This window comes from Jatrophihabitans sp., from assembly GCF_051960575.1.
In the GTDB taxonomy this organism is placed as follows: domain Bacteria; phylum Actinomycetota; class Actinomycetes; order Mycobacteriales; family Jatrophihabitantaceae; genus JBQCEE01.
The window spans coordinates 1-22177 of the sequence record NZ_JBQCEE010000132.1 but is presented as its reverse complement, the minus strand read 5'-3'; the positions used below and the strand labels follow the sequence as shown (position 1 = coordinate 22177).

Genomic DNA, 22177 nt, shown 5'->3' with positions numbered 1-22177 from the left:
CGCCTGGGCCTTCTGGGCGGGCCGCTTGCCGCCGGCGCCGCCCGGCCGGTTCGGCCGCTGGCCGGGCCGGGGCGCGGTGCGGGCGACCGCGGCGGCGGGTGCCTCGGCCTCCTCGACCGCGGTGGCGGGTGCGCCCTCGCCCTTGCTCATCCGCACCGGCCGCTGACCCGGGCGTGGCGCGAGCGCCTTGCCGACCTCGCCCTTCGGCGCCGCGTCGTCGTCCTCGTGCGGGTGGTACCGGATGATGTACGCCTGCTGGCCGAGGGTCCAGAGGTTCGAGGTGAACCAGTAGAGCAGCACGCCGAGCGGGAAGTTGAACAGCAGCCCGGACGCGAGCACGCCCAGCGGGATCAGGTAGAGCATCGCCTTCTGCACGGTGGCGGCGGTGCCCTCCGGCGGCACGGGGTTGTTCCACCGCACCAGCAGCTGGGTCATGACGGTCGCGGCGGCGCTGATGATGAGCAGCACCACCAGGACGACGCGGATGGTGCCGTGGTCGGTGCCGCCCAGCCGGGTCAGCGTCGCGCCGGAGTCCTGGAAGGACGCGGCGAGCGGGGCACCGAACAGCTTCGACTTGGCCGCGCTGCAGGTCTCGTTGGCCGAGAAGCTGTAGAGCGACAGCAGGTGGGACGGCTTGCCGCCGGCGAGGTACGGCGCGCAGAGGTCCGTGCCGCGGGCGCCGGCGGAGTTGGCGAGGTGCCGCAGCACGTGGTATAGCGAGATGAAGATCGGGATCTGCAGGAACATCGGCAGGCAGCCGGCCAGCGGGTTGAACCCCTCGGCCTGCTGCAGGGCCATCATCTGCCGCTGCATCTCCGCGCGGTCGTTCTTGTACTTCTCGCGGATCTTCTGCATCTTCGGCTGCATCTTGGCCATGTGCCGCTGGTACTTGACCTGCTTGACGAACATGCGCACCAGCAGCAGGCGGGCGGTGATGACCAGGAAGACGATCGACAGCACCCAGCTCCAGCTGCCGTTGCCGAGCCCGATCGCGCTGAACAGGTCGTGCCAGCGCAGCAGCACCCACGAGATCGCGGTGTAGAGGAAATCCACGTCGACGTACTCCTAGGCAGCCGGCCGCGCGAGCGGACGGGACGATCGGGAGGATCCGGGGGGACGCGGGTCTGCAGCGTCCGAGCGGTCAACGGCCGGTGGCACCGGGTCGTGCCCGCCGCGGTGGAACGGATGGCAGCGCAGCAGCCGCCGGAACGCCAGCCAGCCACCGCGCGCCAGCCCGAACCGGCCGATCGCCTCGGCCGCGTAGGCGCTGCACGACGGGGTGAACCGGCAGCGTGGCGGCAGCGCCGGGCTGATAGCGGTCGCGTAGAACCGGATGGCCGCCAGTGCGGCGCGGGCCGCCGGGTTCGGGCGGCGGGGCGGGGTGGTGGTCATCCGCGGGTGCCGGCGAGCCGCTGCAGGGCGGCGTCGAGATCGCGGCCGAGGGCGGCGGAATCCGCGCCGGCCGCGTCGGGCAGGGCACGCACGACCGTGCGGCTGCCGGCGGGCAGCCGGTCGAGGCGCGCGGCGAGCTGGTGCCGCAGCCGGCGGCTGACGGCGTGGCGCACGACCGAGCCGCCGACGGCCTTGCCGACGACCAGGCCGACCAGACAGGGCGCCGTCATCCGAGGGTCGTGCTCCGTGCGGGCACCGGACAGGTCACTCGGGGCGTCCGCGTCCAGACGGTGCACGACGACGGCCCCGCGACGAGCGCGGGCGCCGCGGCGCATCGTGTCGGTGAAGTCGGCAGCGCGCCGCATCCGGTGGGCGGACGGCAGCACGGCTGAGGGTCAGGCCGACAGTTCGCGACGGCCCTTGCGGCGACGGCCGGAGATGATGGCGCGGCCGGCACGCGTCCGCATACGGAGCCGGAAACCGTGCGTCTTGGCGCGACGGCGGTTGTTCGGCTGGTAGGTGCGCTTGCTCACGGGACGGACTCCATCGATCGGGCAACCGCCGTGCCGGCCGATCACCCTCGACGGGTGTCACGGGCACGACGTTCGGGTACGAATGTCGCGGTGCTGGCGGCCCGGGGGCCTTCCGACCATCGCCCGGAGCAGGGCATGACGGAGGGACCGGTCCGCGAACTCCCGGACCACGGTACGGATCGCCCACCGCGCAGGTCAAACCGCCCTCGGCCGGGCGTCGGCCGCGCAGGTGTCGGCGCGGTGACGAGCCGGTCACGGAACGACGACGGGTCGATGACGACACGGCGCAGCAGGCCCGAACCGGACACCGTAGGACGACCTTCGGCAGGCACGCCGGAGACACGCCGACCCCTCTTGTGGCGGTGATCGAGGCCTGTGTAGGTTCGCCGATCGTGTCCCCCTGAGTCCCCCGACAACCGACACACCCCGCGCCCCGGGACTCCACCGGCGTAGCGCTTGTCCGACCGAACGTCTCGTCCGCCAGACCTCGGTCCACAGCTGTGCAGAACGCTGTGGATCGTCATCGGCGTCCCCTGGACGTGAGAGGCTGATCCGTCGGTGGACGTCATCGGGCACCACGACGATGGCGGAGCGAAAATTGAGGGAAGTGGGACGTCTCGGTGGATGAGCGGGCCGAACTCGTGGACGTCTGGAACCGGGTCAAGAAGCGGTTCGACGACCCGTCCATCAGACAGCAGCACAAGGCCTGGATCGGTCTCACCAGACCGCTGGGGCTGATGGAGGACACCGCCCTGCTGGCGGCCCCCAACGAGTTCGCCCGCGAGTACCTCGAGAACCGGCTGCGGCCGATGATCGCGACGGCGTTCAGCGAGGAGCTCGGCCGCGACGTGCGCATCGCCGTCACCGTCATGCCGTCCGACGATCCGGGCGACGGAGGTCCGGGCGGCAGCGGCACGGACGCGACGGGCGAGGACGACGACGGCTGGACCGAGGAACCGGCGCCCGCGACCTCCGGCCCGTACCTCGCCCGCCATCCGGAGCCGGTCGCGGGCGGCGCGCCGGTCGCGACCACGTCCGAGCGGCTCGAGAAGGCCGACAAGGACGCCCGCCTCAACCCGAAGTACACCTTCGACACGTTCGTGATCGGCTCGAGCAACCGGTTCACCCACGCCGCGGCCGTGGCGGTGGCCGAGGCGCCGGCCCGGGCGTACAACCCGATGTTCATCTACGGCGACTCGGGCCTGGGCAAGACGCACCTGCTGCACGCCATCGGCCACTACGCGCAGAGCCTGCACACCGGCATCCGCACGCGGTACGTGTCGAGCGAGGAGTTCACGAACGAGTTCATCAACTCGGTGCGTGACGACAAGATGCAGGCCTTCCAGGCCCGCTACCGCTCGGTCGACCTGCTGCTGATCGACGACATCCAGTTCCTGGAACGTGCCGAGCGCACCCAGGAGGAGTTCTTCCACACCTTCAACACGCTGCACAACGCGAACAAGCAGATCGTCATCAGCTCGGACAAGTCGCCGCGGCAGCTCTCGTCGCTCGAGGACCGGCTGCGCACCCGCTTCGAGTGGGGACTCATCAGCGACGTCCAGGCGCCCGACCTCGAGACGCGCATCGCGATCCTGCGCAAGAAGGCCGCCCAGGAGGGCATGGACCCGCCCAACGACGTGCTCGAGTTCATCGCCAGCCGCGTGCAGAGCAACATCCGCGAGCTCGAGGGCGCGCTGATCCGCGTGACCGCGTTCGCCAGCCTCAACCGTCAGGCGGTCGAGATGGGGCTCGCCGAGATGGTGCTCAAGGACCTCGTGTCGAACTCCGAGCAGCCCGAGATCTCGGCCGCCACGATCATGGCGGTGACCGCCGAGTTCTTCGCCGTGTCGATCGACGACCTGATGAGCTCGTCGCGCAGCCGGGTGCTCGTCCAGGCCCGGCAGATGGCGATGTTCCTCTGCCGCGAGCTCACCGAGCTCTCGCTGCCGAAGATCGGCGAGCAGTTCGGCGGCCGCGACCACACCACGGTGATGCACGCCGAGCGCAAGGTGCGGGCGCAGCTCACCGAGAAGCTGTCCGTCTACAACCAGATCGCCGAGCTCACCAGCCGCATCAAGCAGCGGGCGCGGGCGTGACGGTGACGAACCCACAGGCTGTGCATGCTGCTGTGGACGACGGTGGACGTCATGTGGACGCCGCGTGCAGTTCGTCGGCCGTCCACCTCGGGGACGTGCGCCTGCGGATGACGGCACCCCGTTCGTCCACAGCGTTGTCGCCCGTGAACGCTACGGTGCAGACGGTTATCCGCAGTGTCCACAGCTGCGAAGACGACAGCCGAAGCACTCTCTCCATGATTGGCAAACGACAAGAACGTTCACACGGTGGATATCGGGGACGAGCCGTCCCGACGACCGTGCGGACGAGCACCGAGGAGCTGACCGTGACCTACCCATCGGCAGGACGCCGCGAACACGTGAGCGGAGCGCAGGCATGAAGTTCCGCGTGGAGCGTGACGCGCTCGCCGATGCCGTCGCCTGGGCGGCCCGCAGCCTGGCCACCCGCCCGACGCTGCCGGTGCTCGCCGGGCTGCTGCTGACCGTCGAGGGCGAGGTGCTCTCGGTGTCCGGCTTCGACCTCGAGGCCTCCACCGAGGTCGAGCTCGAGGTCACCGCCGGCGCGCCGGGGCAGACGCTCGTGTCGGGTCGGCTGCTCGCCGACATCACCAAGGCCCTGCCGCCGCATCCGGTCGATGTCACGCTCGACGGAGCCCGGCTGGCGATCGTGTGCGGCTCGGCGAAGTTCAGCCTGCCGACGATGCCGGTCGAGGACTACCCGAAGCTGCCGACCATGCCGACCACCGCCGGCACGGTCGACAGCGCCGAGTTCGCCGCCGCCGTGGCCCAGGTGGCGGTCGCCGCCGGCCGCGACGACACGCTGCCGATGCTCACGGGCGTGCGGGTCGAGATCGACGGCGAGAAGCTCACCCTGGCCGCCACCGACCGCTACCGGCTCGCGGTGCGCGAGCTGGTCTGGTCGCCGAGCGACCCGTCGTCCGCGAGTGCGCAGGTGCTCGTGCCGGCACGGGCGCTCGCCGACGCCGCCAAGAGCCTCGCGGGCAGTGAGACCCTGTCGATCGCCCTCGCCGCCGGCGGCGCGGGTGAGGGCATCATCGGCTTCTCGGGCACCACCCACGGCCGCGCCAGCCGCGCCACCACCCGCCTGCTCGACGCGACGTTCCCGCAGTACCGCTCTTTGCTGCCGAGCGAGTGGGCGTCGACGGCCGAGGTGCCGGTGCAGCAGCTGGTCGACGCGGTGCGCCGCGTCGCGCTCGTCACCGACCGCACGGCCCCGGTGCGGATGGAGTTCGGCGACGCCACGCTCTCGCTCTCGGCCGGCGGCGAGGACGAGGGCCGCGCCGAGGAGCAGCTCGAGGTGGTCTACGAGGGCGACGGCATCGCGACGGCGTTCAACCCGCAGTTCCTGCTCGACGGGCTCGGCGCCCTGCCGACCCCCACCGCGCGCATGCTGTTCACCTCGGCCACCAAGCCCGTGGTGCTGCGTCCGGACCTGTCGGCGAGTGACGCGCCTGGCACGACTGGCGCCGAGTACACGTACCTGATCATGCCGGTGCGGCTGCCCGGCTGATCGTCGCTCCGTGTACGTCCGCCATCTCGGCGTCGCCGACTTCCGCAGCTGGACGAGCGCCGAACTCGACTTCGAGCCCGGCCCGTCCGTGCTGGTCGGGGCGAACGGGCCGGGCACGACGAACCTGGTCGAGGCGATCGGCTACCTCGCGACGCTGGGCAGTCACCGGGTCGCGTCCGACGCCCCGCTCATCCGCGCCGGCGCGGAGCGGGCGGTGGTCCGGGCTGCCGCGGTCTCGGCCGGGCGCGAGCTGCGCGTCGAGGTCGAGATCGTGCCCGGCCGCGCCAACCGGGCCCGGCTCAACGGCTCGCCGGTCACCCGCGTGCGGGACATCCTCGGCGTGGTGCGCACCGTCGTGTTCGCCCCCGAGGACCTCGCGATCGTGCGGGGCGACCCGAGCGAGCGCCGCACCTTCCTCGACGAGCTCGTCGTGGCGCGCACACCGCGGATGGCCGGCGTGCGCAGCGACTATGAGCGGGTGCTCAAGCAACGCTCGGTGCTGCTGAAGTCGGCCGGCGGGGCGCGCGGCGCGAAGCGGGTCGACCTGTCCACGCTCGACGTGTGGGACGGTCACCTCGCGTCCTTCGGCGCCCAGCTGCTGCGGGCGCGGCTCGACGCGGTCGCAGCGCTGCGGCCCTTCGCCGTCGCCGCCTACGGCGAGGTCGCGCCCGCGAGCGCCGAGCTGACCCTCGGCTACGCCTCCGTGCTGCCCGAGCTGGACGGCGAGGGCGCGACCGATCCCGGCCCCGACGTCGCGTCCCTCGAGACCGCGTTGCTGGCCGAACTCGCCCGCCGGCGCCCGCAGGAGCTCGACCGCGGCGTGAACCTCGTCGGCCCGCACCGCGACGACCTCGAGATCGGGATCGGCACCCTGCCCGTCCGGGGCTACGCCAGCCACGGCGAGGGCTGGTCGGTGGCGCTCGCGCTGCGGCTGGCGGCCTTCGAGCTGCTGCGCCTCGACTACGGGCCCGGTGGCGAACCGATCCTCGTCCTCGACGACGTGTTCGCCGAACTGGACGCCGACCGCCGCGCGCAGCTCGCCGTCACCGCCGGCAAGGCCGAACAGGTGCTCATCACTGCCGCGGTCGACGGCGACGTGCCCGACCTGCTCGACGGCGCGCGGTACGCCGTCGGATCGGGGAGTGTGCGTCGTGTCCGATAGGTGTACGGTGCTGCTGCCGATGCGGCCTGGATCACACAGTTGTCCACAGGAAGCGGTGGATAACTGCGCTGTTCTGTGGACGAAGGTCCCGCTGGACGTCCCCAACCGCCGGGAACCGTCCACACCGCTGGGGAGAACCCTGTGGACGACGTGACACCGGGCGAACGGACGCCGGCCGCTGAACCACCGATCGACCCCGTGCTCGCCGCGCTGGCCGACGCGCAGGGCATCGCCCGCTCGGGTCGCGGCCGCGGTGGCCGGTCACGCAACAAGCGCCTGCGGTCCGAGAACCTGGCCGGCCGCGGTGGCATGACCGAGCGGAACGTCGGCGGCTACTCCGGCCCCGGACGCGACGACCGGCGCGACCCCGCCCGCGTGGCCGACCTGGTCAGCGGCTACGTCGAGGAGCGCGGCTGGCAGCGGCCGCTCGCCGAGGCGCGCGTCTTCGCCGAGTGGCCGGCGCTGGTCGGGGCCGACGTCGCGGCGCACTGCGCGCCCAGCTCGCTGCACCAGGGCGAACTGCACATCGCGGCCGAGTCGACGGCCTGGGCGACGCAGCTGCGGCTGCTGGCCGGTCCGCTACTCGCCCGGCTGGTCGCCGAACTCGGCGGCGACGTCGTCACCAAGCTCCGCATCACCGGCCCGACCGCGCCGAGCTGGAAGCACGGCAAGTTCACCGTCCGCGGCGCGCGCGGCCCCCGCGACACCTACGGCTGACCGGTCGTCCACCGGCGGCAGCGGCTCATTGCCTCGCAGCGGCCGTCGTGATAGTGGGCGTATGGGTTCCCGTGCCGGAGGGGGTGTCCGGCCGCGAGCGTCGCGATGAGACGCCTGCGTGCCACGTTTTCGTCAGTGGCCTCCGGTAGACTGGACGAAGTCCTGCGGGTGTCGTGCCTGCCCGCCGTACCTGGGTGAGAGGTCGTGTCCGTGGCCAGTCCGGCAACGAAGTCGTCTGCCAACGCCAACGCCAAGAACGCCTACACCGGGAGCTCGATCACCGTCCTCGAGGGTCTCGAGGCGGTGCGCAAGCGTCCCGGCATGTACATCGGTTCGACCTCGGCCCGCGGGTTGCACCACCTCGTGTGGGAGGTCGTCGACAACTCCGTCGACGAGGCCCTCGGCGGTCACGCCGACCGCATCGAGGTCACCCTGCTCGCCGACGGCGGCGTGCGGGTGAAGGACAACGGCCGTGGCATGCCGGTGGACATGCACCCAACCCAGAAGCGGCCGACGGTCGAGGTCATCCTCACCGTGCTGCACGCGGGCGGGAAGTTTGACGGCAAGGCCTACGCCGTCTCCGGCGGTCTGCACGGCGTCGGCGTCTCGGTCGTGAACGCGTTGAGCCACCGGCTCGAGGTCGAGATCGAGCGCGACGGCTTCGTCTGGACGCAGCCCTACGTCGACCAGAAGCCGGCCGCGCCGCTCGAGAAGGGCGCGCCGTCCACGAACCACGGCACGACAGTGACCTTCTGGCCGGACGCCTCGATCTTCGAGACGACCACCTTCGACTTCGAGACGATCAGCCGCCGGCTGCAGGAGACCGCGTTCCTCAACAAGGCGCTGACGATCGTGCTGCGCGACGAGCGCATCGACAAGATCGTCGACGAGGACGACGCCGAGGCCGCGACGGCGCACCACCACGCCAAGGCCCGCGAGATCACCTACTACTACGAGAACGGCCTCGCCGACTTCGTCAAGCACATCAACCGGACGAGCGACAAGGAACCGATCCACAAGGACGTCATCTCGTTCTCCGGCGAGGACACCGAGAAGGCGCTGTCGGTCGACATCGCCATGCAGTGGAACAAGTCCTACAGCGAGAGCGTGCACACCTTCGCCAACACGATCGCGACGATCGAGGGCGGCACGCACGAGGAGGGCTTCCGCGCCTCGTTGACCAACGTGGTCAACAAGTGGGCGATCGAGAAGAAGATGGTGAAGGACACCAAGGAGGACCGCCTCACCGGCGACGACATCCGCGAGGGTCTGGCCGCCATCATCTCGATCAAGCTGGGCGAGCCGCAGTTCGAGGGACAGACCAAGACCAAGCTCGGCAACTCGTCGGCGAAGACGTTCGTGCAGTCGGTCTGCAACCAGTGGCTCGAGGACTGGTTCAACCGCAACCCGACCGAGGCCAAGACCATCGTCACGAAGATGACGCAGGCGGCCCGGGCCCGGAAGGCGGCGCAGCAGGCCCGCAAGCTCGCGCGCAAGAACGCCCTGGACACCTTCGGCATGCCGGGCAAGCTCGCCGACTGCCGGTCGACCGACCCGGGCGAGAGCGAGCTCTACATCGTCGAGGGCGACTCGGCCGGCGGCTCGGCGAAGTCCGGGCGCGACTCGATGTTCCAGGCGATCCTGCCGATCCGCGGCAAGATCATCAACGTCGAGAAGGCGCGCATCGACCGCGTCCTCAAGAACACCGAGGTGCAGTCGCTCATCACCGCGCTCGGCACCGGCATCCACGACGACTTCGACATCACCAAGCTGCGCTATCACAAGATCGTGCTCATGGCCGATGCCGACGTCGACGGCCAGCACATCGCGACGCTGCTGCTGACGCTGCTGTTCCGGTTCATGCGTCCGCTCATCGAGCAGGGCCACGTCTACCTCGCCGCACCGCCGCTCTACAAGATCAAGTGGAGCAAGGGCGAGCCCGACTACGCCTACTCCGACCGCGAGCGCGACGGGATGATCGAGCAGGGTCTGGCCGCCGGCCGCAAGGTGCAGCAGGACGGCATCCAGCGCTACAAGGGTCTCGGCGAGATGAACCCGAAGGAGCTGTGGGAGACCACGATGGACCCGGCCACCCGCATCCTGCGCCTGGTCACGCTCGACGACGCCGCGACGGCCGACGAGTTGTTCTCCGTGCTGATGGGCGACGACGTGGACGCCCGTCGCGGCTTCATCGTCCGCAACGCCAAGGACGTCCGCTTCCTCGACACCTGACGCCGAGTCCGGCCCCCGCGGCCCCGACGCCTGAGGTCGTCGCCGCCACCCGTCGTCCGCCGCTGCACCGCAGAGGAGCTCTGCCTTGACCGACACCACCGATACGCCGGACTTCGACCGCGTCGAACCGGTCGACCTGCATCAGGAGATGCAGCGGAGCTTCCTCGACTACGCGATGAGCGTCATCGTGTCCCGCGCGCTGCCCGACGTACGCGACGGGCTGAAGCCCGTGCACCGCCGCATCCTCTACGCGATGTTCGACAACGGGTACCGGCCGGACCGCGGGTACGTGAAGGCCGCCCGCCCGGTGTCGGACGCGATGGGCAACTACCACCCGCACGGCGACTCCGCGATCTACGACGCCCTCGTGCGCATGGCGCAGTCGTGGTCGATGCGCGCGCCGCTCGTCGACGGGCAGGGCAACTTCGGCTCGCCGGGCAACGACCCCGCGGCCGCGATGCGCTACTGCGTCACCGGCGAGACGCTCGTCCGGCTTGCCGACGGCACGACCCGCCGCATCGAGGACATCGCCGGCGAGCACGCCCTGACGGCTGCGGGTGAGGCCGATGTCGAGCTGAAAGTGCTCGGCGCGTCGGGACAGACCGTCCTGGCGGACAAGATCTTCCACTCCGGCGAGCACCCGGTGCTCACCATGCGGCTCGAGAACGGCATGTCGCTCTCCGGCAGCGAGAACCACCCCGTGCTGGTCCTGTCCGGTGATGCGGACGGCACCACGGCGCCGAAGCTGGTCTGGAAGCGGCTCGACCGACTCTCGGTCGGCGACGTGGTCTGCGTGCTGCGCACGACGGCCGACGAGACCGGTGAACCGCTCACCGAGCGCGAGTCGGACCTCGCGCTGCTGTTCGGCTCGTTCGTGAGCGAGGGCTGGTACGGCGATCGGGCCGGGTTCAACAACACCGATGCCGAATGGTTCCAGGCGGTGGTCACGGCCTACGAGCGAACCGTCGGCGGTGCGTTCTACTGCAACGACCGTCTGCTGCCGTCCGGCAAGCGGATCTGGGAGCTGGACGTCCACCGCACCGCCGCACTCGACGCGTCCGAGCTCGGTGAGCTCAAGGGTGCGAGAAGCGCCGACAAGGCGGTGCCGGAGTGGATCTGGCGCTCGCGGCCGGTGGTGAAGCGCCGGTTCCTGCAGGCGCTGTTCGAGGGCGACGGCTCGGTCTCGCTGCTGCCGCGCAACACCGTGCAGGTCTGCTACTCGACCAAGAGCAAGCAGCTGGCCCAGGACGTGCAGCTGCTGCTGCTCGAGTTCGGCGTGAGCTCGAAGGTGTGCCGTGACGGCCGTCGGCCGGACGCGTGGCGCTGCGTCGTCACGAACCGCCGCGACGCGCGGCTGTTCGCCGCCAACGTCGGCTTCCTGACGCGCAAGCGTGACGCGCTCGCGGCGGCGCTGGCCGAGGTGCCGCAGACCAGCCGGGCGCTGTCGCACGACACCGTGCCGTTCGTGGCAGCGTGGATCCGCCGCACCGCCCCGCGCGGGCACCGCGAGTGGCTGGCGCACCGCAACCTCGACTCGATCGAGCGCTGGGAGCGTGACGACGAGATCGTCCGCCGCCTCACCCCGGCGCAGCGGTCGGTCGTCGAGCCGCTCGCCGACGGGCGGTACCGGTTCGTCCCCGTGGTCGCGATCGACGGCGACGGCGTGGCGCCGGTGTACTCGCTGCGCGTGGCGAACGACGAGCACGCGTTCGTCACGAACGGCATCGTAAGCCACAACACCGAATGTCGGCTGACCCCGCTCGCGATGGAGATGCTGCGGGACATCGGCGAGGACACCGTCGACTTCCAGAGCAACTACGACGGCCGGTCGCAGGAGCCGACGGTGCTGCCGGCGCGCTTCCCGAACCTGCTGGTGAACGGCGCCGAGGGCATCGCGGTCGGCATGGCCACCAAGATCCCGCCGCACAACCTGCGCGAGATCGCGTCGGCGGTGGTGTGGGCGCTCGAGCACCCGGACGCGTCGAACGACGAACTGCTCGAAGAGGCCATCAAGCTCGTCCCGGGTCCGGACTTCCCGACGAGGGGCCTCATCGTCGGCCGCGACGGCATCGAGCAGGCCTACCGCACCGGCCGCGGCTCGATCCGCATGCGGGCGGTCGTCGAGATCGACGAGGACGTCAAGGGCCGCACCATCCTGGTGGCCACCGAGCTGCCGTACCAGGTGAACCCGGACAACCTCGTCCAGTCGATCGCCGACCTGGCCCGCGAGGGCAAGGTCACCGGCATCGCCGAGATCGCCGACGAGTCGTCCGACCGCATCGGCATGCGCATCGTCGTCACGCTCAAGCGCGACGCGGTGGCGAAGGTGGTGCTGAACAACCTGTTCAAGCACACCCAGCTGCAGACGACCTTCGGCGCGAACATGCTGGCCATCGTCGACGGGGTGCCGCGCACCCTGCGGCTCGACCAGTTCATCTCGCTCTACGTCGAGCACCAGATCGAGGTCATCGTCCGGCGCACGCGGTACCGCCTGCGCAAGGCCGAGGAGCGCATCCACATCCTGCGCGGCCTGCTCAAGGCGCTCGACCAGCTCGACGCCGTGATCGCGCTCATCCGCAACAGCCCCTCGGCCGAAGAGGCGCGGGGCGGCCTGATGCGGCTGCTCGAGATCGACGAGATCCAGGCGACCGCCATTCTCGACCTGCAGCTGCGCCGGCTCGCGGCGCTCGAGCGGCAGCGGATCATCGACGAGCACGACCAGATCCAGCGCGAGATCGAGGACTACAACGACATCCTCGCCAAGCCGGCCCGCCAGCGCGCGATCATCCGCGAGGAGCTCACCGAGATCGGCGAGAAGTACGGCGACGAGCGGCGCACCCGGATGGTGGCCTACGAGGGCGACGTCAACGTCGAGGACCTCATCGCGCAGGAGGACGTGGTCGTCACGATCACGCGCACGGGTTACGCGAAGCGCACCAAGACCGACCTGTACCGGGCGCAGCGGCGCGGCGGTAAGGGTGTCCAGGGCGCGGCGCTCAAGGCCGACGACATCGTGGCGCACTTCTTCGTGAGCTCGACCCACGACTGGATCCTGTTCTTCACGAACCAGGGACGCGTCTACCGCGCCAAGGCCTACGAACTCCCGGAGGCGAACCGCAACGCCCGCGGCCAGCACGTCGCCAACCTGCTCGCGTTCCAGCCCGGCGAGGAGATCGCCGAGGTCATCACGCTCAAGAACTACGAGCAGGCGCCGTACCTGGTGCTCGCCACCAAGCACGGCCTGGTCAAGAAGACGAAGCTGACCGACTTCGACTCGAACCGCTCGGGTGGCATCGTCGCGATCAACCTGCGCGAGGACGACGAGCTCATCGACGCCGCCCTCATCAGTGCCGACGAGGACCTGCTGCTCGTCAGCCGCAAGGCGATGTCGATCCGGTTCAAGGCCGACGACGAGACCCTCCGGCCGATGGGGCGGGCCACCTCGGGCGTCTTCGGCATGCGCTTCAACGAGGGCGACGAGCTGCTGGCGATGGAGGTCGTGCGCGACGACAGCAGCGAAATATTGGTGGCCACTGAGGGCGGGTTCGCGAAACGGACACGGGTCGACGAGTATCCCGTGCAGGGCAGGGGCGGCAAGGGCGTGCTCACGGCGCGTATCGTCTCCACCCGAGGCGGGCTGGTCGGTGCGATCGCCGTCGCTCCGAACGACGAGATCTACGCGATCACGTCCGACGGCGTGGTGATCCGCACCAAGGCTTCGGAGGTCCGTCGGGCACAACGGCAGACCATGGGCGTGCGACTCATGAACCTGCCGGACGGCGTCAACGTGGTCGCCGTCGCACGAAACGCCGACGAACCGGACGAGCAGGAGTAACGAGGTGGCGCGGTCCGAACGGTCCGACCGTGACCCGGGGAAGTCCTCGGGTCGCGGCGGCGGCACGCCGGGCTCCCGGCCCGGCCGGGTCGGCAGCGGCGGTGTCGGCGGTACCGACGCGACCACCGGCACCATCCCGCCGTACAGCCCGTCGTTCCCCGAGCCCGACTTCGACCTCGCGAACCGCGCGGCGGCGTCCGCCTCGGCCGGTGCACCGACCACCCGGCCCGCCGAGGACGAGTTCCCGCGCGGCAGTGACCGTCAGCGTCCGGAGGACGGCGCGTCGTCCCGCCGGCGTCCGCGCCGGCCCCGCCGGGCGCAGCTGCAACTGCGCCACATCAATCCGTGGACGGTGCTGCGGTTCAGCTGTGTGCTGGCGATCGCGCTGTTCTTCGTCTGGTTGATCGTCGTGGGGGTGCTCTACGGCGTGCTCGACGCCGCGGGGGTCATCCACAAGATCAACAACGCGGTCACGACGATCAACGGCGACGGGTCGACGCCGCCGATCCGGGCGAGCATCGTCTTCGGCGGCGCCGCCATCATCGGGGTCGTCAACATGATCCTCTTCATCGCCCTGTCGACGATCGGCTCGGTGGTCTACAACCTCTGTGCCGACCTCGTCGGAGGCATCGAGATCACGCTGTCGGAGGCATGAGTCCGGCCGCCCCAGGGCGGTCGGGATCGCTCGACGGCGTCCGGTAGTGTTGTCACTCGTGTCGCCGGTCGGTGCAAGCCGACCGAGTCACGTGCGCGGGCCTGTAGCTCAGACGGTTAGAGCGCATCCCTGATAAGGATGAGGCCGGAGGTTCAAGTCCTCCCAGGCCCACCGCGCCGCTCCCCATCATCGCGGCCGTACGCTGGAGCCCGGCATCTCGCGGAGGGCAGCATGAAACCGTTGGTCCTGGCGTCGGCCCTCGCGGCTGCTGCGGCCGCGGTGCTGCGTCGCCGGCAGGTCAACCATTCCGCGTCGCAACTGTGGCGGGAGGCGACGGCAGACGCTTCGCGCTGAGCCGGTCGGATCCGGCACAGCCGCCCAAGGGGACGTAGCTCAATTGGCAGAGCACCGCCTTTGCAAGGCGGGGGTTAGGGGTTCGATTCCCCTCGTCTCCACCCCGTGTCAGGCGCCTCGGCGGCGCGCCTAGAGTTGCCCGCGTGGCCGGATGGAAGCAGTCGCTGCGACGCCGGCTGACCCGCCGACCGGCGGCCGCCCCGGCCTCGGCCGCCGTCCCGGACGTCGCCCGATACGTCGAGTGGGCGCAGTCGCTCGACAAGCCCGTCACCGACGTGGTCGTCGTCGCCGACCAGCACGGCGTGCGCACCGCGAACGCGCTGGCCGACGCGCTGCCCACGGCGACCGTGCACCTGCTCGCGACCCGACCCCACGACGCGCGGACGATGGCGAGCCCGGGGCCGCGGGTGCGGTACACCGTGTGCGCCGACCAACAGGCGCGCAGCGACCACCTCGTGCGCGTCCCGCAACCGCAGCTCATCGTCGACGTCGGTCGCAAGCGGGCAGACCTGCTGCGCCGCTTCCGCGCGACCCTCGAGTTCCTCGCGGCGGGCGGCGCGTACGTCCTCGAGGACCTCTCGATCACCGACGACGGGCAGCAGCACTGGCCCGAGTTCGAGGCGGTCGCCGTGCGCGGGCCGGCGCCCGAGGGCTGGCCCGCCGAGCTGGTCGCGGCCTGCGAGACCGTCGAGGTCGAGGGGCGGTCGGTCGGCGTGCTCAAGGCCCTCGACCACCGCGTCAACCTCCGCGACGCGACCGCGACCGCGGTGCTCACCGCGCGGTATGGCAGCGCCTGGGGCGAGGTGGTCACCACCCGCCCGGCGGTTCGCTTCACACCCGCGGTGACGCCGGTCGAGTACGGCTCGCGCGGCGAGTGGTTCGGGCAGGTGCAGCACTCCGCGGCCACGCTCGATGCGATCGACGTCCCCGAACTCTCGCTGCGGCGCTACGAGCAGCCGACGTGCTGGTTCGAGCAGCGCATCGCCCGCGACAACTACTGGTTGCCGGACACCTACCGCCACGCCTACGACAACGTGCTGCGGCACCGCCGGCTCGTGCGCATCAGCCCCTGGCACGCGCGGCTGCCGGACCACTCGCCGCGTCGGCCCACCCGGCACCTCGACGGCCACTTCTTCTACTTCGACACCGAGTACCCGGGCCACTTCGGGCACGTGCTCACCGAGGTGATCGCCCGGCACTGGGGCTGGCGCGAGGCGCGGGCCCGTGACCCGCAGATCCGGCCGCTGCTCAGCCGGATCGGGGACGACGGCATCCCGGCTTTCCAGCGCGAGCTGTTCGCCGCGCTCGACGTCCCGCTGGACGAGGTGGCGTTCCTGCGGCCGGGCGAGGCGGTCACCGTCGAGGCGGTCTCGGCGGCGTCCCCCATGTTCTCGATGCCGGCCTACAGCAGCCCCGAGCTGCGCGCGACGTGGGACCAGGTGCGCGACCGGCTGCACCGCCCCGGCCGCGACAGCGCGCGCAGGTTGTTCGTCGGCCGCCGCGTGCGCCGCATCCGGTCGTGTCTCAACACCGAGGCGGTCGAGGCATTCGTGCAGCAGCGTGGGTTCGAGATCTTCTACCCCGAGGACCACGACTTCGCCGAGCAGCTCACCGCGTTCTGCGACGCCGAGGTCATCGCCGGGTTCGCGGGCAGCAACATGTTCACCGCGATGTTCGCCGGCGCGAAGCGGTTGGTGGCGATCACCGCCGACACCTACAGCGCGAACAACGAGTACCTGATCGCCGCCGTGACCGGCGGGCAACTGCACCACGTCATCGGCGACTCGCTGATCAAGCACCCGCCGGGCGGCTGGACCTGGGGTGCGTACCAGTCGAACTTCACCGTCGACCTCGACCTGCTCGCCGCGGCGCTCGACGCCGCCGTCGCGGCCGACGCCCCGGCGGGCTGATCGGTCAGTTCGCGAGGCCCGCGGTGTCGTGCAGGACGAAGTGGGTGCCGTCCCACTCCCAGAACTTGGTCACCAGCGTGGTCGGGCCGCACTGGCTCGCCGGCACGGTCGACGAGCAGTCGTCGGTCTCGAGGCGGCCACTGACGAAGCGGAAGTTCTGCGACAGCCCGATCCCACCGGGCGCGACCCCCTGGTCGGTGACCTGCAGCGACGTCCGCGTCTCGGCCTTGATCGCGCCCCACGTCTGCTTCGGGACGTCGTAGCTGTAGGCGACGGCGTTGCCGGTGCCGTCGGTCGAGAAGGTGCCGTGCACGATGAAGGTCGCGTGGGTCATGCCCGCGAGCACCGCCGACTGGACGGTCAGGTTCGAGGTGTCGAGCGTGCCCGCCTTGTACGGGTAGCCCTTGACCGCGGCGAGCTGCAGGGTGTGCGCGCTGGTGTCGTACTTCCAGAAGGTGACCGACCCGGCGGTGCCTGCCACGGCCAGCTCGGTGCCGTCGATGACCTTGCTCAGGGCGAGATGGCTGTCGGACAGGTGGTCGGGGTTCACCAGCGACTTCACCAGCGTCGTCGGCAGGTCGGCGGGCTGCTTCGGGGCGCCGGCACCGCTGGTGGTCGGCGTGGAGCCCGCGGCCGGGCCGGAGAAGTCGGTGTTGCAGCTGTCCGGCACGACGTCCGGGAACTCGCTGGGCTGCCAGAAGTTGTTCTGGATCGTCGTCGGCGACGCACCGGGCTTCGACTGGTCGGGGGCGTAGAACTGCACGGCGTACTGCGGCAGGCCGCACAGGTAGGTGATGCTGTCGGCGTCCTTGGCTGACGCGGGCGAGGTGACCTGCAGACCGACCACCCGGCCGGCGATCGACACGGCGCTCGCGGCGTACTGGGCCTGGGTGATCAGCGACGTCACGAGCGCCCGGGCCGACGCCGTGTCCTTGAAGCGGGCGATCTCGGCCACGACCGGGCTGCCGGGATAGCTGCAGGTGATCTCGTCGAGGATGCTGTCGGGCTCGTTGGACTGTTTGGCCGACAGCGAGCAGCTCGCGTCCTGGAAGGCGTGCGCGCTGTCGCCGTTCCTCGTGCCGACGAGCTGGGCGAACGAGCCGAAGTGCTGCCACGACACCGAGGGCGTGCCCGGCCCACCGGTGCGGTAGGACGCCGGGGCCGCGCTGGTGGTCGACGAGCGTGCGCCCGTGCTGCTCGACGAGTGCGCCGCCGGCGTTCCCGAGCCACCGCTCGACAGCACGATCGCCAGCACCACACCGATCACCACCACGAGTGCCCCGGCGCCCAGCAGCAGCCCACGCTTCGAACCGCCGCCGGATCGGGGCGCGGTGGGCGTCGTACCCAGCGGACCGGACGAATGTGACCGGCCCGACGGCCCTGGCGGCGGCCCGGGCGGCCCCGAGGGCGCCGGCGGTGCGGACGGTGCGAAGTACTGCGGGAGCGGCGCGGACGGGTGCGCGGCCGGCAGCCCGCCGGACGCCGCGGGTGCAGCAGGCGTGGAGCGGTCGGGCCGCGCCGCGGCCGGCGGGCCGGACGGCACCGGCCCGGACGGGATGGGCCCCGACGGCACCGGCCCGGACGGTACGGGGCCGGACGGGCCGTAGCCGGTCGGCGTCGGGTGTCCCGGGACGGCCGTCGGCACCGCGGCGCCCTGGCCGCCCCGCACCGCCTGGCGCGCGGCCAGCGCGAAGGCGGCGGCCGTCGCGTAGCGCTGGTCGGGGTCCTTGGCCATCGCGCGCGCGATGACGTCGTCGAGGGCGCGTGGCACGCCGGGCGCGCGGTCGCTCGCCCGCGGCGGCGCGGTGTTCATGTGCGCGTACATGATCGCGAACATCTCGCCGTCGAACGGCTTCTGCCCGGTCACGGCCTCGAACAGCACGCACCCGAGGGCGTAGATGTCGGTGCGCCGGTCGCCGGGCGAGCCGCCGATGCGTTCGGGCGACATGTAGGCCACCGTGCCGACGGTGCCGGTCGTCGCGGTGAGCGCGGTGCCCTCCTGGTTGGCGGCGCGGGCGATGCCGAAGTCGACGAGGTAGGCGAACGGGTCGTGCTCCTCGCCCGGCGTCCAGCCCGAGAGCAACACGTTCGAGGGCTTCACGTCGCGGTGCACGAGCCCGGCCTGGTGCGCCGCCTGCAGCGCGCCCGCCACCTGGGCCAGGATCGTCACCGCCGTCGCGACCGGCAGGCGGCCCTGCTCGGCGAGCACCGAGCCGAGGTCGCGTCCCTCGACGAGCCGCATGTCGATGAACAGCTGGCCGTCGATCTCGCCGAAGTCGTGGATCGGGATGATGTGCGGGTCGTTGAGCCGCGCGGCCATCTGCGACTCGCGACGGAAGCGGGTCTGGAACGAGTCGTCGACCGCGAGGTGCTTCGGCAGCAGCTTCAGCGCGACGGTGCGGTCGCGGACGGTGTCGACGGCGCGGTAGACCTCGCCCATCCCACCGCGGCCGAGCAGGTCGTGCAGCTCGTACCGCCCGAACAGCTCGGGCACCGCGTCCTCCTCGTCGGCCGGATCGCGCCAAGGATCCCACGCGGCCGACACCGAGCGGCCGCTGCGACGAAGATCGCGAGCTTTTCGTAATGCGCTGTCCGGAATGCGGCATACCGGCATTTCGGCGGACGGTTACGAGTCGCTTGCGGGTCCGTCCGGGGCCATTGTCAGCGCGCCGAAATTGGATAGCCTTCGCTCGTTCTCAGCTGATCACACGCCGCCACAGGCTGCCGTCGCCCGTGATCACGACGTCGCACCTCCTCGCCACCGACCGTCTCCCAGGGGGATCACCGATGACTGCTGGACCCGGGCCGTCGCCGTCCGCACCGGCCGCGCCATCCGCCTCGTCGACGCCACAGGCCGGCGACCTCAACGACCAGCTCCTCAACACCGACTGGTGGACCGACCAGATGGTGCAGGCCGCCGGCATCCCGATCGTGGACGTCCCGTTCGTGACGGTGGGCGGTGGCATCGGGTCGTTCGTCACCGTCGACTACCTGCGCATCGCCGGCGTCCCGGTCGAGCAGATCCGGGTGCTGAGCAACATCGACCACCCGTGGCAGACCTACGAGTACCTCACCCGGGTGTCGCAGATCCCGCGTCCCGAACGCATCCGCTCCGACTCCGCGTCGCGTCCGGACAACATCTGGGGTTTCCCGTCCTACGCCATCGAGGAGGCGTGGAAGGACAAGTCGCTCAAGCAGGCGATCAACGTCTTCCTCGAGCCGATGTGGCGCGACTTCTACACGCCCAAGGCCGGCATGGTGTTCGGCCACCTCGAGCGCGAGGCGAAGCGCATCCGGTACTGGGACATGCTGGTCAAGGGCCAGGTGCGCATGATCCGCCGCCGCCAGGGCGGCGGGTACTTCACCATCCTCACGCCGCCGGAGGGCGCGTCACCGACCAAGCGTGTCGCGTTCCGCTCGACCTTCGTGCACGTCGCGATCGGTTACCCCGGGCTCAAGTACCTGCCCGACCTGCAGGAGTTCCGCACCAAGATGCAGGACTTCCACCACGTGGTCAGCGCGTACGAGGACCACGAGCACGTCTACAACCAGCTGCGCACGCGGCCGGGCACGGTGCTCATCCGCGGCGGCGGCATCGTCGCGTCGCGCGTGCTGCAGCGGCTGATGGACGACCGGGCGAAGTACGGCACCAACGTCCAGATCGTGCACCTGTTCCGCACGTTCATCAGCGGCTCGCACGGCAAGAACGCGTGGAACCGGCGCAAGGGCGGCAACGGCTTCGCCTACCAGGGCTTCAACTACCCGAAGTCGGTGTGGGGCGGCCAGCTCAAGTCGAAGATGCGCCGGCTCGAGGGCGACGAGCGGGCCAAGGCCTACGACGAGATGGGCGGGACGAACACGCCCTGGCGCCGGTCGTGGCAGGCGCAGATGAAGCAGGGACGCGACGAGGGCTGGTACCGCCTCATGCAGGGCACCGTCGACGGCATGTCGGTGGCCCAGGACGGCCGCATCGTCAGCACCATCAAGACCCCGCAGGGCGTCTACGACATCGCCGCCGACTTCGTCATCGACTGCACCGGGCTCGAGGCCGACATCGCCGAGCACCGCGTGCTGAACGACCTGCTGCAGCACGGCGGTGCGGGCCGCAACCCGAAGGGCCGCTTGGACGTCGACCGCACCTTCGAGCTGCGCGGCACGCGCAGCGATCCGGGGGTCATGTACGCCTCGGGGTCGCCGACCCTCGGCGGCTACTTCCCCGGCGTCGACACGTTCCTCGGGCTGCAGGTGGCCGCGCAGGAGATCGCCGACGACCTCGCGCGTCGCGGCTTCGGCAAGCGCATCACGACCGGACGCTCGGTGAGCCAATGGCTCAAGTGGGCCAAGAACCAGCAGATCTGACGGAGACGACCATGCTTCCCACCCTCGGCGGGCGGATCCAGTCGCGGCTGTTCTTCCTCGCGACCATCGGCTCGATCTTCACCTTCATCATGGCCTCGATCCTCCCGGCGAGCATCGGCGACTACGACGTGCCGTGGAAGTACCGGCTGCAGGACGGCTTCGCCGCCCTGCTGTGGACGGCGATCCTCGGCGTGCTCTGGGAGTGCGTCTACCACTTCCTCATGCAGTGGCGGTGGGAGAAGGATTGGCCCACGTTCTTCGGCTTCATCACCTTCCTCAACGAGGGCATCGTCGTGTTCCTGCTCGCCGACTACAACGTGCTGCCGGGCTTCGCCGGGCGCAACGACGTCGGCGTGCACATCGTGCCGTTCTGGTTCTTCTGGCCGCTGTTCGTCGTGGTCTGGATGGCCGTGTGGATCTGGGTGAACGGGCCGATGCGCGTCTTCAACATCCGGTGGCGCTTCTTCGGCGGCAGGCTCGTGTGACCGCCGCCCCGATCGCCCGCCCGGCCCCCGTCGCGAACGTCAGGAGCTCGTCATGAGCGCAGTGCTCCGTCCGGTCTCCGGCGAGGGCGTGCTCGCCCGCCAGGGGGATCTCGTCCTGCTGCTGTCGGCGCCGCCCGGCAGCGACGAGCTGGTCGCCGGCCTGCTCGCGGCGCAGGAGGAGGTCGCCCGCTCGGGCGCCGACGGCATGGCCCTCACCGACCGGCTGGGCGCGGTGCTCGCCGCCTCGCCGTCGACGGTGGACATGGTGGCCTTCGGTCCGTCCGGCGCCGGCCTCGCGATCGTCGTGTACGGCGTCGCCTTCGCCGACGTCGCCACGGCGCAGGGCCAGCAGCGGCTCGCCGTGAGCCGTCCGCGCGACGGCGTGCGCAACGTGCTGCCCGGTGCGCTGGCCTCGGTGCGCGCGGGTCTCGGCGACCCGGCGGCCGCCCGCGAGCCGCAGCGCTTCGGCCAGCTCGACCACGGCGTCGTGCAGGCGGCCGGGCTGCTGCTCACCGTCGACGGGGTGTCCGTGCCGCCGCCGCCCCCGGCGGCCATGCCGTTCACGCCGCAGGGCGCGCCGGAGTCGTCCGGCGCTGCGGCTACCGCTGCCCCGGCTCCCGGCCCGTCGCCGGCACCGGCCGAGCCGTCCACGGCGCCGCCCGCGGTCTCGCCCGAGCCGGTGACCGAACCGGCTCCCGTCCCGCCGCCCCCGCCGGCCGTCACGGCGGCGGGCGACGACGCGGTGCTCGCGCCCGACGCCCCGCCGGCCCCCTTGTCCGAGCTGCCGGCCGACGCGCCCGGCATCGACCTGCTCGCGAAGGACCTCGCGACCGGCGGTGCGCACGAACCGTCGGTGCCGGACGCCGAGCCGGCGGTCGGGCTCGGCGCGCCGCAGGGAGCCGCGCCGCAGGACGAGCCGGCGGTGCAGACGATGGCG

15 protein-coding genes, 2 tRNA genes and 1 pseudogene are annotated in these 22177 nt (G+C 71.0%); 13 read left to right on the top strand and 5 right to left on the bottom strand.

Annotation, left to right across the window (positions count from 1 at the left end; genetic code table 11):
- From yidC to rpmH, 4 genes are all read right to left on the bottom strand, one after another.
- Nucleotides 1–1053, bottom strand: a 1053-nt coding sequence (gene yidC, locus ACTHMS_RS07300) for a membrane protein insertase YidC (RefSeq protein WP_440306005.1), incomplete at its 3' end; no start/stop codon positions are given.
- A gap of 12 nt (nt 1054–1065) precedes the next feature.
- Entirely contained in the window at nt 1066–1392 is a 327-nt protein-coding gene (yidD, locus tag ACTHMS_RS07295; RefSeq protein ID WP_440306004.1) for a membrane protein insertion efficiency factor YidD, read from the bottom strand.
- Complete coding sequence (gene rnpA, locus ACTHMS_RS07290; protein ID WP_440306003.1) at nt 1389–1778, bottom strand: ribonuclease P protein component; 390 nt, start codon at nt 1776–1778, stop codon at nt 1389–1391. Before rnpA ends, yidD begins: the two co-directional genes overlap by 4 nt.
- 9 nt (nt 1779–1787) lie before the next feature.
- Nucleotides 1788–1925, bottom strand: coding sequence for a 50S ribosomal protein L34 (gene rpmH, locus ACTHMS_RS07285; protein WP_440306002.1), 138 nt, complete (start codon nt 1923–1925; stop codon nt 1788–1790).
- A 620-nt stretch (nt 1926–2545) separates the two neighbouring features.
- On the opposite strand from rpmH, the gene dnaA reads away from it, so the two are divergent.
- The 10 genes from dnaA (at nt 2546) to ACTHMS_RS07235 (ending at nt 16396) form a co-directional block, all read left to right on the top strand.
- Nucleotides 2546–4021, top strand: coding sequence for a chromosomal replication initiator protein DnaA (dnaA, locus tag ACTHMS_RS07280; protein ID WP_440306001.1), 1476 nt, complete (start codon nt 2546–2548; stop codon nt 4019–4021).
- A 355-nt stretch (nt 4022–4376) separates the two neighbouring features.
- On the top strand, nt 4377–5531 hold the full coding sequence (gene dnaN / locus ACTHMS_RS07275) for a DNA polymerase III subunit beta (RefSeq protein ID WP_440306000.1): 1155 nt from the start codon (nt 4377–4379) through the stop codon (nt 5529–5531).
- A 10-nt stretch (nt 5532–5541) separates the two neighbouring features.
- Nucleotides 5542–6693 carry a DNA replication/repair protein RecF gene (gene recF, locus ACTHMS_RS07270; RefSeq protein ID WP_440305999.1) on the top strand — a complete coding sequence of 384 codons (1152 nt, stop codon included), beginning with the start codon at nt 5542–5544 and terminating at the stop codon, nt 6691–6693.
- A gap of 141 nt (nt 6694–6834) precedes the next feature.
- Entirely contained in the window at nt 6835–7410 is a 576-nt protein-coding gene (locus tag ACTHMS_RS07265; protein ID WP_440305998.1) for a DUF721 domain-containing protein, read from the top strand.
- A gap of 204 nt (nt 7411–7614) precedes the next feature.
- Nucleotides 7615–9642 carry a DNA topoisomerase (ATP-hydrolyzing) subunit B gene (gene gyrB / locus ACTHMS_RS07260; protein WP_440305997.1) on the top strand — a complete coding sequence of 676 codons (2028 nt, stop codon included), beginning with the start codon at nt 7615–7617 and terminating at the stop codon, nt 9640–9642.
- A 148-nt stretch (nt 9643–9790) separates the two neighbouring features.
- Nucleotides 9791–13477 (top strand): intein-containing DNA gyrase subunit A, encoded by a 3687-nt coding sequence (gene gyrA, locus ACTHMS_RS07255; protein ID WP_440306006.1) that lies wholly within the window; start codon nt 9791–9793, stop codon nt 13475–13477.
- Between the two features lie 4 nt (nt 13478–13481).
- Nucleotides 13482–14132, top strand: coding sequence for a DUF3566 domain-containing protein (locus tag ACTHMS_RS07250; protein ID WP_440305996.1), 651 nt, complete (start codon nt 13482–13484; stop codon nt 14130–14132).
- Between the two features lie 97 nt (nt 14133–14229).
- Nucleotides 14230–14303: transfer RNA gene (locus ACTHMS_RS07245), tRNA-Ile, on the top strand.
- A 211-nt stretch (nt 14304–14514) separates the two neighbouring features.
- Nucleotides 14515–14587, top strand: a tRNA-Ala gene (locus ACTHMS_RS07240).
- 42 nt (nt 14588–14629) lie between these two features.
- Nucleotides 14630–16396: a glycosyltransferase family 61 protein gene (locus ACTHMS_RS07235; RefSeq protein ID WP_440305995.1), complete on the top strand. Its 1767-nt coding sequence runs from the start codon at nt 14630–14632 to the stop codon at nt 16394–16396.
- A 4-nt stretch (nt 16397–16400) separates the two neighbouring features.
- On the opposite strand, the gene ACTHMS_RS07230 is transcribed toward ACTHMS_RS07235, so the two are convergent.
- Nucleotides 16401–18890 carry a protein kinase domain-containing protein gene (locus ACTHMS_RS07230; protein ID WP_440305994.1) on the bottom strand — a complete coding sequence of 830 codons (2490 nt, stop codon included), beginning with the start codon at nt 18888–18890 and terminating at the stop codon, nt 16401–16403.
- 293 nt (nt 18891–19183) lie between these two features.
- Here ACTHMS_RS07230 and ACTHMS_RS07225 point away from each other — a divergent pair, with 293 nt between their 5' ends.
- From ACTHMS_RS07225 to ACTHMS_RS07215, 3 genes and pseudogenes are all read left to right on the top strand, one after another.
- Nucleotides 19184–20755, top strand: coding sequence for a hypothetical protein (locus ACTHMS_RS07225; protein WP_440305993.1), 1572 nt, complete (start codon nt 19184–19186; stop codon nt 20753–20755).
- 11 nt (nt 20756–20766) lie between these two features.
- Nucleotides 20767–21240: a hypothetical protein gene (locus ACTHMS_RS07220; RefSeq protein WP_440305992.1), complete on the top strand. Its 474-nt coding sequence runs from the start codon at nt 20767–20769 to the stop codon at nt 21238–21240.
- A gap of 52 nt (nt 21241–21292) precedes the next feature.
- A pseudogene (locus tag ACTHMS_RS07215) lies at nt 21293–22177 on the top strand (hypothetical protein); the annotation flags it as partial.